The sequence below is a fragment of the Acidovorax sp. LjRoot194 genome (genome assembly GCF_964253015.1).
Taxonomy (GTDB): Bacteria; Pseudomonadota; Gammaproteobacteria; order Burkholderiales; family Burkholderiaceae_C; genus Acidovorax.
On sequence record NZ_CAXUQB020000001.1, the window covers coordinates 763,148 to 777,725 of the forward strand.

A 14,578-nucleotide genomic window follows, 5' to 3' on the forward strand; every position below is an offset into this window, starting at 1 on the left:
ATGAAACCTATAGGAACATATCGTACTGGCGTTTCAATTGCTAGCGACTGCTTTTGCGCATCAGTAGCGATGGATGCATACGAGGATTTTGAGCGCTACTCGCGCGTCGTAACTTACGATGAGCAAGACCATGAAAAATGGATTTTTCATGAGGAAGATAGATTAATTTGCAGCGTATGTATATTTCGCGAGCCGCAAGATGGCTCTCGGTACTTTGCCAATCTATCAGAGGATGGAGAGGTACAGATCATGACTGAGAATTTTTTGGAGGAAAAAATTCTTGGCGCTGGTGTGAATGTAGAAGACTCAGTGGGTTGGGGATATTTATCGGACATTCAGCAAATCGGCGACCATCTTTATGCTTGTGGATATTCCGGGCAAGTCTACAAACGATGCGGTCCTAACGACTGGGTGCATATGGATTCAGGCTTGTTGCAGGATCCGAAAACTCCGATGGAGGATACGATAGCCCTTTCCGTCATCAATGGACCACATGAAAATGCCATCTATGCAGCGGGCTATCAACACGCCGAATGGTTGCCGCCGAAAGCATATTTTTTCAATGGCAGTCAATGGCGCGAGCTAGAGTTGCCTACCGTGGCAGAACGAATCGTTAACATGCACGTGGAGTCCGAATCTCGCATTTGGATGTGCGGCTCCAACGGCACTTTGTTGCTGGGAAATGCGCAGGATGGCTTCAAGAGTCTGTCCACAGTAGACGACAACCAATTGTTCACTTCGGTGTGCAAGTTTCAAGACAAGATATGTCTGGCATCCAATATGGGGTTATTCGCCTATGACCCCGCCAATTCAGATGCAGGCATTCGCAGGGTCATTACTGGCCTGCAACCCGAACTGCAGGACGCCAACATCGTGGACTGCTACGACAAGGTTCTCTGGTCGATTGGTCCCAAGGATATAGCGCGGTTTGACGGTAATAAGTGGGAACGTATCCAAGATCCTGATAACCTTCCAATCCGTTAAACCAAAAAAATAGAAAATCAAACTATGGCCGACGAAGCCGCCACCGCTAAAGATGCTCAATTCGTACTGGTCAATCTGGTACCGGACGTGTGCCTTACTCCATCTAAAAAGGGCTACCCAGTGCCCTACGTCATCACACACCAGATGGACCAAAGCGAGCAATGTTCGCCCAACGTTTTCTTTCGCGACAAGGCTGCGTACCTCCATAACGAAAGCTATGTGGACAACGTGCGCGGCGATGAGCCAGGTGCGGGCAAGGGAGTGGTCAGCGACACCCACGTGCAGATCAGCCACAACATCGATAAAAGCGCTACGGTATTTGTAAACGGGCGACAGATCGTGCGCACGGGCGACAAGATGTGGATGAACTGGCGCAAGCCGTGAGAACGCGATCCGTTCACTGCTAAATTGATAGCTGCTTGCGCTTGTAAATAAAGCGGTAGAGGTCAATTCGACTCAGTAAATAGGCTCGCCAAGCTGTTGTGATTGGCGCTGTTTGGCGTGCGCGTGCTACAGCTGCGACAAGGGCAGGTGCCTGCATGAGCCCGACGCCAGCGTCTATCCCTGCAAGCAACGGCGGGGCAGCTAAAGCTCAAGTTAAACCCAATAGTTACCCACGCCCTAGCGACATGGGTAACTGCGTGGGTTGCGTTCTGCCCAAAACCGGCCCAATACCAGTCCGCCCAACAATTGCCCCGAGACCGAGGAAGAAGGCTGGTTCGACAAGTTCAAGCAAGGTGCCAAGGACGCAGCGCAGTACTACAAGGACAACATCTCCGAGTCGATGCACGAGTTCGGAGCCAATGCCATGGACACGGGGGGCAAGGTGGCGATGGCCGGAGGCGCTACGGCGGAGGCTGGTGGCATGGTGGCGGCCACCGGTATAGGAGCGCCGGTGGGTGCGGGCATGGCCACGGCGGGTGGCGCAGCGGCAGCAGCTGGAGGCGTGGTGGGTGCGGTTGGAGCAGGCACTGACTCCGCGGCGACCGTGTTGGACAGCGCAGCGACGTGGATCACCGAGGGCAAGGCGCCGGATTTGGTGCAACCTGCATTGGCGTTGGGAGAGAGGTTGCTGACCGGCATGGTGCTGAAGAAGGTGCCGGGTTTGGGGGGCAGTGGGAAAAAATCAAATAATTCAAATGCGAATGGTAGTTCTGGTGGCTATTTGACGGGCGGGGGGCGCTGCAGATTGCGGCGATACAGTGAAGGTTGTAAGGACGGGCGAACTCCGCACCACGTCGTGCCCGATCACGTTTTTAAGCAACCTGGTAGTGGCGCGTATTATCCCGCGGGGAAGCAGCATCCCACCGGATTCAAGCATGCGGATGGTTGGACGGTGTGCGCGAGTGGCAAGACAAAGAGTTCGAAACCAGATGGCACTCGTGCCAAAAAAGGGCTGTTCGCGCAAGCCAGAGATTGGTTCAACGCGCTGGATGAGCATGGAAAAATCCATGCCATTCTCGATGCAGAAGAAACCATTCTGGGTGCGAAGGGCACTCCCAAAGGCACTACATCACTCGGTGAGATGGAGATTGCGGGAGTGGCGGCTGCAGCCAAGGTGCTCGGCTGCGATGCCAAGGAGATGCTGACGGACCTTCGTGCTAAACATAAAGCAGATGGCTTGCCGGCGGACATGAAAGTGCGAGCTGATCCTTACGGCAGTGTGCGTACTTTAGATCCATCACAGATGGGAACAGGTACCTCTACTGGCGGTCACGGGACAAACTAACGGAGAAGAAATGGCTGAAGTTCACTTTTTGGATGCGTGTGCAATCTCGCAGGATTTTTTGTACGTTGCCTCACAACTGGATGATGTGGATCCACGGGAAGTTGCACATACACGCATGTGTACGTATTTTTCGAAGGATGGAACATGGTTTTCTCACGATGTTGAGATGAATGCTATTTCGGTGGCCGTAAAGATTAATCATGCAAATGATTCTGAGGATCGTCGTCTCATATCACTTTCGACCGAAGGTGAAATTGATATTTTTGCAAAAGGAGATTATGTCTGGCGCACCGAGAAAATTCCTGAAGCCGGTGTGCGCCTAGGAACACGCGGCCGGATGACCCATATCAGGCAAATTGGACCACATTTGTTTGCATGTGGTCACAATGGGCAGATTTATCAGCGCAACGGTAGCGCTGACTGGTGCGCTATTGATGAAGGCGTATACAAAGCAGCGGAGTATTCCGACAGCGACGATGCTGAAGTGCGTGCTCAAGTAATGTTGGATGCGATTACGAATAAACGCATCCTTAACTGCATTGATGGCAACAGCGAGCAGGATATTTACGTAGTGGGTGACTCTGGATATATGGCCCATTATGACGGAAAAGCCTGGAGCCAAATAGATTTGCAAACCGATGAGCATTTACAATGGATTCGTTGTTACGGTGAAAATGAAGTTTGGGCTTGCGGCTATAACGGCACCTTGCTCAAGGGTAGTGTGACTTCAGGCTTTAAAGATGTTAGCAGTATTGACGACAATGACACATGGTGGTGTTTAATAAAGCATGAAGAAGAAGTTTATCTATCTGCGACATCAGGATTATTTCGATTTGATTCGAAGAGTACAAAAATTGCACGCGTCAGCACTGGCCTTAAACCAGAGGTTGAAGATACTTACCGTTTAGATGCTAAAGATGGGGCTTTATGGTCGATGGGTGAGAAGGATATTGTCCGCTTCTATAAAGGCAATTGGGAGCGCATTCATCATATTGACAATCCTCCAGTTGAGGAGTAGGTTTTATTTGACAGTCTTTCCAATGACAACTCCCAGTTCAGGCTCGAAAATAAATTCTTCAAAACTGCTGCAAGGGCTGGTCGTGTTGGTTGGCAAACACGGCTGCGGTTCCTCCTAGCAGTTTCTCGCTAGTAGCAATGCAAAAAAATATTCATTTCTGTCACAAGAGCCGAGCGAGCGAGAAGGTGCTGTTAAGAGAAATGACAGACTGATTCGTTTGCAATCGCTGCATGAAGATGGATTGGCTTTAGAGTGGATGGATGCTGATGCTGATGCTGATGCTGATGCTGATGCTGATGCTGATGCTGATGCTGATGCTGATGCTGATGCTGATGCTGATGCTGATGCTGATGCTGATGCTGTGGATAGTCGTGGTTACGTGCTGATTGGTAATAATCGCTGGGTATTGCGTAATATTTCCATCTTCGGAGGTGGTCATTTTCGATGTTGTGGCGATTTGCCGTTCGGACTGATTTGGAGCAGCAGTTTTGAGCACGCACAGTTGCTGTTGGGGAACGATCACACTGGCCCACCAAAATCAAAAGATGCACGCGTTACTTTTTTTCTTGCAGATGGGCGCAGTGTAGAAATTGTTTATGAAGCAAATCTACGAACAATAGCGCAAATAAATGTTGGCTTCGTAGGGTCATCCGTGCCTTGCATATGAAATGATTCAAACATTCGGAGCTATGTATGTCCAACGAAGCCGCCACCGCCAAAGATGCTCAGTTCGTACTGGTCAACCTGGTACCGGACGTGTGCCTTACTCCATCTAAAAAGGGCTACCCAGTGCCCTACGTCATCACACACAAGATGGACCAAAGCGAGCAATGTTCGCCCAACGTTTTCTTTCGCGGTAAGGCTGCGTACCTCCATAACAAAAGCTATGTAGACAACGTGCGTGGCGATGAGCCAGGTGCGGGCGAGGGGGTGGTCAGCGACACCCACGTACAGATCAGCCACAACATCGATAAAAGCGCGACGGTATTTGTGAACGGGCGACAGATAGTGCGCACCGGCGACAAGATGTGGATGAACTGGCGCAAGCCGTGACGAATACGTGGTCCGTTTACTACTAAATTGATAGCTATTTGCGCTTGTAAACAAAGCGGTAGATGTCAATTCAACTTCAGTAAATAAGCACGCCAAGCTGTGGTGGCTGCGCAGTTTGGCGTGCGCGTGCTGGAGCTGCGACGCGGGCAGGTGCCTGCATGAGCCCGACGCCAGCGTCCATCCCCGCAAGCAACGCTGGGACAGCCAAAGCGCAGGTCAAGCCCAACAGCTACCCGCGCCCATGCGACATGGGTAACTGTGTGGGTTGCGTGTTGCCCAAAACCAGCCCGCTACTCAGCCCGCCCAATAATCGCCCCGAGACTGAGGAAGAAGGCTGGTTCGATAAGTTCAAGCAAGGTGCCATGGACGCAGCGCAGTACTACAAGGACAACATCTCGGAGTCGATGCACGAGTTTGGCGCCAACGCCATGGACACAGGGGTAAGGTGGCCATGGCCGGGGGGGGGCCACTGCGGCGGCTGGCGGTATGGTTGCGGCGACAGGTATCGGAGCGCCAGTGGGCGCTGGCATGGCCACGGCGGGTGGCGCTACGGCAGCAGCCGGAGGTGTCGTGGGCGCAGTGGGGGCGGGCACTGACTCCGCGGCTACAGCACTGGACGTGGCGGCAGATTGGGCGCTCACAGGGAAGACTCCAGACTTGGTGAAGCCACTTGTGGCTTTGGGGGAGAGGGTTCTGACCAACATGGTCCTTAAGAAAGTGCCGGGGTTAGGCGCTGGGGGAAAAGGTAAGAATGACAAAGGCGGCGGCTCGGGATTATCGGGTGCGTATATTCCTGGTACGGGCGGACCTTGTATTGTTGGGATATATTCGTAAATCAAAAATAAATGCGGAGTTGGACAACAAGCCCACCATATCATTCCTGACACATTAGCTAGAACTAGTAACCGTGCTCAAGGTAGCAAGGGCATTGGGCGTATTCCCGGAATGGCTAGCTTTGGGGGCGGGCCTTCGATTTGTTTGCAAGGCAATGCAGGGACACAGGGATCGGAGCACAACACAGCGCACCAGTGCGATGACGAGCTTTGCGAAGCAGCCAAGCGAACGGACAATGGGCCGGTGGGGACGATACCTGTCAGCGAAGCGGTGCCTGTCGCAATGAAGGCTGCAATTGCAGCGAGGCCGGATTGCAAAGCGCAAATTGAAGCCGAGGTACGCAAGACATACCCTGATTTTGAGAAAGACAACCGGTCGATGAATGGTGCTGGTAAGCCTGCAGAGGGCGATGCCAAAGCACATCTGGATAGTGGGGGTACCGCAAACGGAAATAATCGTAAGAACCCAACCGGAGGTCGAAAATCACGATGAGCGCTGAATTAACTTTTACTGCAGCAATGGCTTACACAGATAAAAGTGCTTATATGGCCGGCGCTGGAGACGCGTTAGAGACCTTTGCTCGATTTACTCGGGTAGTTTGTTATGATACGGAGCACCATCAAAAATGGGTTCGGCACGATCAAGACTGGCGCGCCGTTTCATTAGCTTATTTTGGACCGCAAGAAGAGAATTTCGATGATATTGTTGTGCTGTCTGAGGAGGGCGATGTGCGATACATCGGCGATCATGATCCCTTGCTGGAAAAAATACCGGGTGCTGGCATATTTGGCAATGATGCCAAAGGATGGGGATATCTTGCAGATATCCAACAGATCGGAAATTCGCTTTATGCCTGCGGGTACAAAGGGCAGGTCTATAAGAGATGCGGTCCCAATGATTGGGTGCATATTGACACGGGTTTGCTACAGGATCCAAAAACCCCTCAGGAACAACAAATTGCCCTGTCGGTCATCAATGGTCCTAACGAAAACGCCATTTACGCAGCTGGCTATCAGCACGCCGATTGGCTTCCACCCAAAGCGTTCTTTTTTAACGGCAGTCACTGGAGGGAAATCGAATTACCGGAAGTAGCGGAGCGCGTTGTAAACATGTATGTGGAGTCCGAGACCCGTATCTGGATGTGCGGCTCCAACGGGACGTTGTTGTTGGGTAATGCGGAAGATGGCTTTCAAAGCCTGTCCACCTTGGATGACAACCAACTGTTCACTTCAGTGTGCAAGTTCCAGAACAAGATATGTCTGGCATCAAATATGGGCTTGTTCGCCTATGACCCTGCCGATCCAAGTGCAGGCATTCGCAGGGTCATCACTGGCCTGCAACCCGAGCTGCAGGACGCCAACATCGTGGACTGCTACGACAACGTTCTGTGGTCGATTGGCGCCAAGGACATAGCGCGGTTTGACGGCGCGAAGTGGGAACGCATCGACCATCCTGACAACCCTGCCATTCGATAGAAACCGGGAACTAAACGCCATGGCCGACGAAGCAGCCACCGCAAAAGATGCTCAGTTCGTACTGGTCAATCTGGTACCGGACGTGTGCGAAGCGCAATTTGGGTACTAAGGTGAGTTCAAATGAATATTGAAGCAGTTGCCTTGATGAAATTCTTAGGTCATAGCAGTATTCATCAACGTTTTGACGAATATTTGCATGCACATGAAATAAAGAGAAGACCTAAAATCGGCGGCAGTACCTATAATCCATACATTGAAGTCAAGAAACAAGGGCTTAATATTATATTTTTGGGTGATAATGAATCGAATGAAAAGGGTATTCTGCCAAGAAGCCGCGGAGGCTACATATTCAGCTCATTAGACATTTATGTAAAAAAAGGGGACGGTTTCTCCCCCTACTTAGGTTCACTTCCGTTTGGTTTGAGCCGCGAACTTACACAAGTAAAAGTTCGAGATGTGCTGGGAAAGCCTAGACATGTGACCTCCGATGAGGAGTGGAGTGCTAATGTTGATTTTTATTTACTCCAAGATTTGGTTGTGGCCATAAAATACACTGACATGCAAGGTGGCGCTATTAGTATGGTGGATATCCGCCTTCCGGATAGCTGGGCACGCGATCATGGTATCGCTCCTAAAGCATAGGGTATTTGCGTGGCTACGCCCTCTAATCTCACGATCACTTTGCTGAGCCTTCTAGGGCAGTCAACCAAAAGTCGTTCATTTTAGAAACTCTTGAATTGCTCAAAATTCTACAATTGCCTCACAACTTCGAAGAGCCTGAGCGAGAGGTTGGCGGAGATGATTTTGAAAAAGAAGTGATGTTGAATGTGAATTGACACTGCGTGCGTATACGCCTTCAAGGTCTTCTCGATCGCTGTTGGAAGGATTATTTGAGTTTCCCTTCAACAGCCAGAGCTACGATGCTTAAAACCAGTTGCTGGGCCATTTTGTTCCTAGCGCTAACGTGCAGGCGATTTTTGACAAGCTGAATGTCAATGTTCGGCAACGCAGGTCTTCCCACTGTCCTGAGTAAATTATAGTAGCGGAGCGCACGCGTGGTATTACGCTTCATGTGCGGGGTTCCAAGCAAGCCGGCATAAAAACACAATTAGGCGACGAAATTGCATTTCTCTTGGCCGGCATAATATTGAGACGTATGGAGGATTTGGCATCTGAACGTTACTTCGGCTACCTGCCTTATGATCTGGCTTTTGGATGACACCTGAGCAAGTACTGCAGAAAGTACCAATGCTGCCCATCTGGTGACATGGCAGTGAACAACTTGGCTCTTGTATGTGGCGGTTGCCCGATGGAAATTTTGAGCAAGCGATATTCATTTTGATTTCTTGGGAAATCTATAGAATTTCAATTTGGGCACCATTTATGGCTGAGGAATTCAAGCTGCAGAGTTTTTAGCTTTTACTTAGACTTTGTGGCGCACACGATTGCCCAAATGTGAGATTGGACGCGCGATCAGCATCAAAGGCAAAAGTCGCCAGCGCTACATGTAAGATCAGTCCGAAGTCCGTGAAGCACTGGTGTACTAACGCGATAAAGATATCTTTATCGCTGCTACGAAAGAGAAGTTCGGCTGCTGAATGCGATTCCCTCGCAGCCGCTTCTAAACGATGTCCAAGCCTACACGGCGGATACCCACCCGCTGACCACCCACCCGCTGACCACCCAGCACTGTGCGCACGAGGTAATGATGATGAACATTGAAAAGAAAATTCACCAAAACGTCGTTGGAAGCTTCTATGTCCACCTCTTGTTGTGCATGGTTTTGATTTGTCTGAATTTTTTGTTTGAGTTTGCAAATTTTATTGCAGTCGCCTCAATATTTGCATTCGCGGCATTATTTTTGATTATTAATCGAAAAATGTCGCCAGATAACTTGGGAACTATCGCTGTAGTTCAAATGACGGCAATTGTTGGAATGATTGGTTGCTATGACTATTTTTCTACAGGCCATGATCGATTGAATTTCTTCCTGAGCCTTGCTCTCGGCTCATCTTCTGCATTTTCTTGCTACGGTTTTTATTTTCGAGTGCGAGAGAAAAGATGATTTCTTCTGGCGAATTTGAGCGCTGGGAGCCATGCGCGCATTGATGTCGGTGCTGCCCTGTTTTGTGAGCAGGATGCGGGGCGTGGCAAAGGCCATAGCCAAACAACGGCGAGGGCCTTGTCTAGTAACTTGCAGAGTGGAGTGGAGCGAGCCGCACGACTAAATCTGAATGCATTATTGCGTGAGTTATATTCAATGTTATAAACTATCTTAAATTATGTCGGACCTTGATGATATTCTCAGTCAACTTCAAGAAAATTGGAGGGAAGAGGTGGCTGAAAAGCCACTGTTAAATCCTGATGATTTCGGGGATGATTTTAGATCGGCTGCTGAAGTCTTGCTGGGTTGTGCAATTAAATGGCTATTGTTGAATAGGGCGCTTACTGCTGAGAAAGTCGCAAGCATCTCCATTGAATGCGATGAATTGATGGGAAAAAGTTGTGCGTCTTGTAGTAAGGATTTTTTTCCAATGGGTATTTTTTCGGACGACGTGGCCGTCGATGTTCGTGCCTTCGCCATTGCATATTTTGGAAGCGGCGGTAGCTACTCCGATGACTTTTTTCGTAGAAACGTAATCGACGCAAATCGATTGGACATGTATTCCATTCCGGACGATTTGATGACATATCGGCGCACTGATGAGTTTATCAGTAGCAGATTTGAAGAATTTCAGCGGGGAATTTTTTGTAAAAGCCCTGGCCATTATAAAAAAATAGAGCTCAATCCCGCGGAAAAGACAGAAGCTGGATGGTTGGATGCAATAGCGGGAATTGAGCTAATTAATCCGAAAACAGAGCGCAGCAGGCTCGATGATCTCAACAAGTTTTGGGCATTGGTAGATTGCGCATCGGAGATTGCGACCGAAAATGTGGCGTCAACGTTGGTGGCGCAAGCGGGAGCAGAATTGGGCGATGGCGTGTGGGAGTCGGTTAGAAATTCCTTGGCGGCTTTTCCTTTTTTGGTCGCGATACGTTCAATCTTCGCTGATGCAGTACGTCTTGACGAAATTGGAGCATTGGGCGATATTCTGGGTCCGTGGCGTAACCTCAGCGATCATCAAGTCGCTGAGCTCTGCGAAATTTTCGACACGTTGGATGATGCTCGTAAAACGGCAGTGCTCTCCGCGGTCGAAAATGGAGTTTCTAATTGTGAGGGTTGGGCAGAAGAGTGGGATGGCATCCTGTCAAATCGATAGCATCGACAACTGTGCATGTGGTAAATATAAGGTGAATAAAATTGCCAAAAATAATTTATGCGTTATTGTGTTTTGCTACGCAGTCTTCTTTGATTTATTGGAATGTCTTCGGGGAATATACAATTTCCGCAGTTGTTCTTGTTGGCGTCGTAGTTATTTTTTTTGTTGATGCCCAATTTTTCCGACCTGAAAAAAGGGGTCCGGCGCGATGTCTTGCTCATCGAGGATGAAAAAGAAAAAAGACCGTGATGCTTTTGCGTGGCACTAATTGAAAATGAAATTTTGCGAACACGCGCCAGCGGCATGAACAGCAAAGCGTAGGCAGGCAAGCATTAACCCAAAAATCCCCTATTTGATTCGGGTGCCACTTTTTTTCGTGACGGACGTCAGGGGCACTAAAGTGCCGACGCCAAAATCAACACGCGGCTCCGTGATTTATCAACCCGCCCGCTCTGGGGCCGCAGATTTTGATGCGAACACTGGCTGGTCGAGCTTTGCTCCTGCGCTACCGCTCCAGCCAGTCCAGTGCGGCCGCTTCCCCCATCGGCATCGCCACCACATGCCCCTGAATCATGTCGCACCCCAACCCCGCCAGCAGCTCCACCTGCGCCTGCGTTTCCACCCCCTCCGCCACCGTCATGATCTGCAAGCTGCGCCCCATCTGAATGATCGCGGTGACGATGGCGACGTCATCCGCATTCCCCGGGGTATCCACCACAAACGACCGGTCGATCTTGAGTTTGTCGATGGGATAACGCTTCAGGTACGCCAGCGATGAGTACCCCGTCCCGAAGTCGTCAATGGAGATCCCCACGCCCAGCGACTTGATGGCGTTCAGGGTGCTCAGCACGTCGCCGGTCTGGTGCATCAAGACCGACTCCGTCAGTTCGATCTCCAGGTATTGCGGCGCCAGGCCCGTGTCGCGCAGCACGGCGGCGATCTCGCCGGCCACATCGCGCTGGCGGAACTCCAGGGCCGAGAGGTTGACGGCCACGGGCACCATGGCCAGGCCCTGGTCCTGCCAGGCCTTGAGCTGGCGACAAGCCTCGCGCATAACCCAGCGGCCAATGGGTGTGATGAGCCCGCGCGATTCGGAGAAGGTGATGAACTCGTCGGGGCCGACCAGGCCGCGCTCGGGGTGTTGCCAGCGCACCAGGGCTTCAAAGCCTTTGAGCGAACCGTCGGCCAGGCACATCTGCGGCTGGTAGTGCAGCACGAAGGCGTTGGTCAGGATGGCGTCGCGCAGCTGGCGTTCCTGGCGCAGCACGTCGATGCCGCCGGCGTCCATGCCGGGGGCGTAGACCTGGCGGTTGCCGCGGCCGTTGTCCTTGGCGTGGTGCATGGCGGCGTCGGCGCAGCGCAGCAGTGCGTCGCCGGTGGCGGCGTGGTCCGGAAACAGGCTGATGCCGATCGAGGGCGAAATCGTCAGCGGCACCTGCTCGACGGTGAAGGCGCCGTGCATGGCGTCCAGCAGCTTGTCGGCCACCTGCGTGGCGTCGTCGGGGCCTTGCACGTCGGTGAGCACCACCACGAATTCGTCGCCGCCCAGCCGGGCCACCACGTCCGCGTCGCGCACGCCCTGGCGCAGCCGTTCGGCCACGTGGCACAGCAGCTGGTCGCCGGCGCGGTGGCCCAGCGAGTCGTTCACGGTCTTGAAGTGGTCGAGGTTCACGAACAGCACGGCCGCGCTGCCATGGCGGCGGCGCGCCAGCGACAGCACCTGCGACAGCTGCTCCATCAGGAAGTGCCGGTTGGGCAGCTGCGTGAGCGGGTCGTGCAGCGCGATGAAGGCCTCGCGCTCCTGCGCCTGCTTGCGGGCGGTGATGTCGCGCACCACCACGATGCGGTAGTCCGCGTGGTGCAGCGGCATGGTCTTGCCCACGACTTCCACGGGAATGCCGTGGCCGTCCTTGTGGCGGATGGTCACCTCGTAGGGGTCTTCGCGGCCGGTGCGGGTGTAGTCGAGCGCCACGGACCGCCACTCGGGGCTGATGAAGTTGAAGATCGACAGGCCGGTGACTTCGGCCAGTCCGTAGCCTGTCAGGCGGGTGAGCGCCTCGTTGCCGTCGGTGATGATGCCGTCGCGGTGGAACACGATGGCCTCTTCGGTGGCCTCGGTGAATTTGCGCATGCGCTCTTCGCTCTGGCGCACGGTGCGCTCGGCGCGCCAGCGCTCGGTGATGTCGGTGATCAGCACGAAGGAGCCCACCTGCAGGCTCGCATCGGCGCCGAAGTGCGGGATCAGGTTGACCTCGATCATGCGCGCCTCGCCGTTGGGCAGGGTCTGCTCGCGGGTGTACTTCACGTGCTCGCCGCGCGTGGAGCGCTCGACATGCGGCGCTATGGCCGCCCATGCCTTGTCGCCAATGGCCTCCTGCACCGTGAGGCCCAGGATGGAGTCGGTGCTGTGGCCGTTGTAGGCGGCGTAGCCCTGGTTGGCAAAGCGGCAGCGCAGCGCGGGCACCTCGAAATACGCCATCAGCGCGGGCACCGAATCGGCGATCAGGCGCAGCAGCGAGTCGCTCGCGCCCCCCTGGCCTGCTGGTGCATTCGCTGCGGTATTGTTGGAATGTGGCATGTCCCACCCGTGCTGGATTCCCGGTTATAGCCGATACACCGGCGGCGCTGCTCGGGTAGTTGCCCGGGTGCTGGGCGCCGCGCAGGGCGTGCCGGTGCGTCGCAAAAAGGGCGTGGCCGGATAATCGGGGCATGACCTCCAAAGAAAACCAAGCCGGCACTGATTTCAGCACGCTGGCGCTGAACCCCGCCATGCTGGCCAACCTGCAGCAGCTGGGCTACACGCAGATGACCCCGATCCAGGCGGCCAGCCTGCCGCCCGCACTGCTGGGCAAGGACCTGATCGCGCAGGCCAGCACCGGCAGCGGCAAGACCGCCGCGTTTGCGCTGGCGCTGCTGGCCAACCTCAACCCCCGCCGTTTTGCGGTGCAGACCCTGGTGCTGTGCCCCACGCGCGAGCTGGCCGACCAGGTGACCACCGAGATCCGCCGCCTGGCGCGCGCCGAAGAAAACATCAAGGTCGTGACCCTGTGCGGCGGCGTGCCGCTGCGCGGCCAGATGCTGAGCCTGGAGCACGGCGCCCACATCGTGGTGGGCACGCCCGGCCGGGTGATGGACCACCTGGAGCGCCAGCACCTGAGCCTGGAAGCGCTGAACACCCTGGTGCTGGACGAGGCCGACCGCATGCTGGACATGGGCTTCTTCGACGACATCGTCACCGTGGCGCGCCAGTGCCCGAAGGAGCGCCAGACCCTGTTGTTCTCGGCCACCTACCCGGAAGGCATTGCCAAGCTGAGCGCGCAGTTCATGAAGTCGCCGGTGCAGATTACGGTGCAGGCCCAGCATGCCGAGGGCAAGATCGAGCAGCGCTGGTACGAGGTGAAGAACAGCGAGCGCCTGCACGCCGTGTCGCAGTTGCTCAACCACTTCCGGCCCGACTCTTCCATTGCGTTTTGCAACACCAAGCAGCAGTGCCGCGACCTGGTGGGCGTGCTGCAGGCGCAGGGCTTCAGCGCGCTGGCGCTGTTCGGCGAGCTGGAGCAGCGCGAGCGTGACCAGGTGCTGGTGCAGTTTGCCAACCGCAGTTGCTCGGTGCTGGTGGCCACCGACGTGGCCGCGCGCGGCCTCGATATCGCCAACCTGGCCGCCGTGATCAATGTGGACGTGACGCCCGACCCCGAGGTGCACATCCACCGCATCGGCCGCACCGGCCGGGGCGACGCCGAGGGCCTGGCGCTGAACCTGGCCAGCCTGGACGAGATGGGCAGCGTGGGCAAGATCGAGGTGCTGCAGGGCCGCGAGTCGCGCTGGTACCCGGTGGCTGACCTGACCCCCACGGGCAGCGGCCCGCTGGTGCCGCCCATGGTCACCATCCAGATCATCGGCGGGCGCAAGGAAAAGATCCGCGCCGGCGACGTGCTGGGCGCGCTGACCGGCGAGATGGGCTACACCCGCGAGCAGATCGGCAAGATCAACGTGAACGACTTCTCCACCTACGTGGCGGTGGACCGCGCCATCGGCGCACAGGCTGCCCAGCGCCTGAACCAGGGCCGCGTGAAGGGCAAGACCGTGAAGGCGCGCCTGGTGACGGGCGAGCAGGACTTTGAATGAAAAAGGCCGCTACCGCTTGTTGGTAGAGCGCTGGCAGCTATTGTTTCAATAGCATCCTGCCTCCTGGCCTGCGACACGCCTTGCAGGTGGGTGGTCA

Annotated in this window: 12 protein-coding genes; 11 read left to right on the forward strand and 1 reads right to left on the reverse strand. The window is 54.3% G+C overall.

The features are described from left to right. From ACSQ3N_RS03565 to ACSQ3N_RS03610, 10 genes are all read left to right on the forward strand, one after another. Complete coding sequence (locus tag ACSQ3N_RS03565; protein ID WP_156371958.1) at nt 1-984, forward strand: hypothetical protein; 984 nt, start codon at nt 1-3, stop codon at nt 982-984. Nucleotides 985-1,008: 24 nt separating this feature from the next. Then, nucleotides 1,009-1,368: a DUF4150 domain-containing protein gene (locus tag ACSQ3N_RS03570; protein WP_056164370.1), complete on the forward strand. Its 360-nt coding sequence runs from the start codon at nt 1,009-1,011 to the stop codon at nt 1,366-1,368. Nucleotides 1,369-1,630: 262 nt separating this feature from the next. After that, complete coding sequence (locus ACSQ3N_RS03575) at nt 1,631-2,713, forward strand: hypothetical protein (RefSeq protein WP_436145603.1); 1,083 nt, start codon at nt 1,631-1,633, stop codon at nt 2,711-2,713. A 10-nt stretch (nt 2,714-2,723) separates the two neighbouring features. After that, nucleotides 2,724-3,731, forward strand: coding sequence for a hypothetical protein (locus ACSQ3N_RS03580; RefSeq protein WP_156371960.1), 1,008 nt, complete (start codon nt 2,724-2,726; stop codon nt 3,729-3,731). 217 nt (nt 3,732-3,948) lie between these two features. Then, nucleotides 3,949-4,398 carry a hypothetical protein gene (locus tag ACSQ3N_RS03585; protein ID WP_436145604.1) on the forward strand — a complete coding sequence of 150 codons (450 nt, stop codon included), beginning with the start codon at nt 3,949-3,951 and terminating at the stop codon, nt 4,396-4,398. Nucleotides 4,399-4,424: 26 nt separating this feature from the next. Continuing rightward, nucleotides 4,425-4,784, forward strand: coding sequence for a DUF4150 domain-containing protein (locus ACSQ3N_RS03590; protein WP_056164379.1), 360 nt, complete (start codon nt 4,425-4,427; stop codon nt 4,782-4,784). 1,322 nt (nt 4,785-6,106) lie between these two features. Continuing rightward, nucleotides 6,107-7,093, forward strand: a complete 987-nt coding sequence (locus ACSQ3N_RS03595) for a hypothetical protein (protein WP_156371962.1) — start codon at nt 6,107-6,109, stop codon at nt 7,091-7,093. Nucleotides 7,094-7,213: 120 nt separating this feature from the next. After that, nucleotides 7,214-7,735, forward strand: coding sequence for a hypothetical protein (locus ACSQ3N_RS03600; protein WP_436145605.1), 522 nt, complete (start codon nt 7,214-7,216; stop codon nt 7,733-7,735). Between the two features lie 1,069 nt (nt 7,736-8,804). Continuing rightward, a complete protein-coding gene (locus ACSQ3N_RS03605) occupies nt 8,805-9,158 on the forward strand; it encodes a hypothetical protein (RefSeq protein WP_436145606.1) in 354 nt (117 codons plus the stop codon). A 217-nt stretch (nt 9,159-9,375) separates the two neighbouring features. Then, a complete protein-coding gene (locus ACSQ3N_RS03610) occupies nt 9,376-10,353 on the forward strand; it encodes a hypothetical protein (RefSeq protein WP_436145607.1) in 978 nt (325 codons plus the stop codon). A 505-nt stretch (nt 10,354-10,858) separates the two neighbouring features. Here ACSQ3N_RS03610 and ACSQ3N_RS03615 read toward each other — a convergent pair. Then, nucleotides 10,859-12,931 carry a putative bifunctional diguanylate cyclase/phosphodiesterase gene (locus ACSQ3N_RS03615; RefSeq protein ID WP_436145608.1) on the reverse strand — a complete coding sequence of 691 codons (2,073 nt, stop codon included), beginning with the start codon at nt 12,929-12,931 and terminating at the stop codon, nt 10,859-10,861. A gap of 131 nt (nt 12,932-13,062) precedes the next feature. Between ACSQ3N_RS03615 and dbpA the strand changes: the two genes are divergently transcribed. Continuing rightward, a complete protein-coding gene (dbpA, locus tag ACSQ3N_RS03620; RefSeq protein ID WP_436145609.1) occupies nt 13,063-14,481 on the forward strand; it encodes an ATP-dependent RNA helicase DbpA in 1,419 nt (472 codons plus the stop codon). Nucleotides 14,482-14,578: the final 97 nt, after the last annotated feature.

Bases quoted from the DNA above. Each gene is read 5' to 3' on its own strand.
- ACSQ3N_RS03590 (WP_056164379.1), top strand. From the start codon at position 4,425: ATGTCCAACGAAGCCGCCACCGCCAAAGATGCTCAGTTCGTACTGGTC.
- ACSQ3N_RS03595 (WP_156371962.1), top strand. From the start codon at position 6,107: ATGAGCGCTGAATTAACTTTTACTGCAGCAATGGCTTACACAGATAAA.
- ACSQ3N_RS03615 (WP_436145608.1), bottom strand. From the start codon at position 12,931: ATGCCACATTCCAACAATACCGCAGCGAATGCACCAGCAGGCCAGGGG.
- ACSQ3N_RS03605 (WP_436145606.1), top strand. From the start codon at position 8,805: ATGAACATTGAAAAGAAAATTCACCAAAACGTCGTTGGAAGCTTCTAT.
- ACSQ3N_RS03610 (WP_436145607.1), top strand. From the start codon at position 9,376: ATGTCGGACCTTGATGATATTCTCAGTCAACTTCAAGAAAATTGGAGG.
- dbpA (WP_436145609.1), top strand. From the start codon at position 13,063: ATGACCTCCAAAGAAAACCAAGCCGGCACTGATTTCAGCACGCTGGCG.
- ACSQ3N_RS03570 (WP_056164370.1), top strand. From the start codon at position 1,009: ATGGCCGACGAAGCCGCCACCGCTAAAGATGCTCAATTCGTACTGGTC.
- ACSQ3N_RS03600 (WP_436145605.1), top strand. From the start codon at position 7,214: ATGAATATTGAAGCAGTTGCCTTGATGAAATTCTTAGGTCATAGCAGT.
- ACSQ3N_RS03580 (WP_156371960.1), top strand. From the start codon at position 2,724: ATGGCTGAAGTTCACTTTTTGGATGCGTGTGCAATCTCGCAGGATTTT.
- ACSQ3N_RS03565 (WP_156371958.1), top strand. From the start codon at position 1: ATGAAACCTATAGGAACATATCGTACTGGCGTTTCAATTGCTAGCGAC.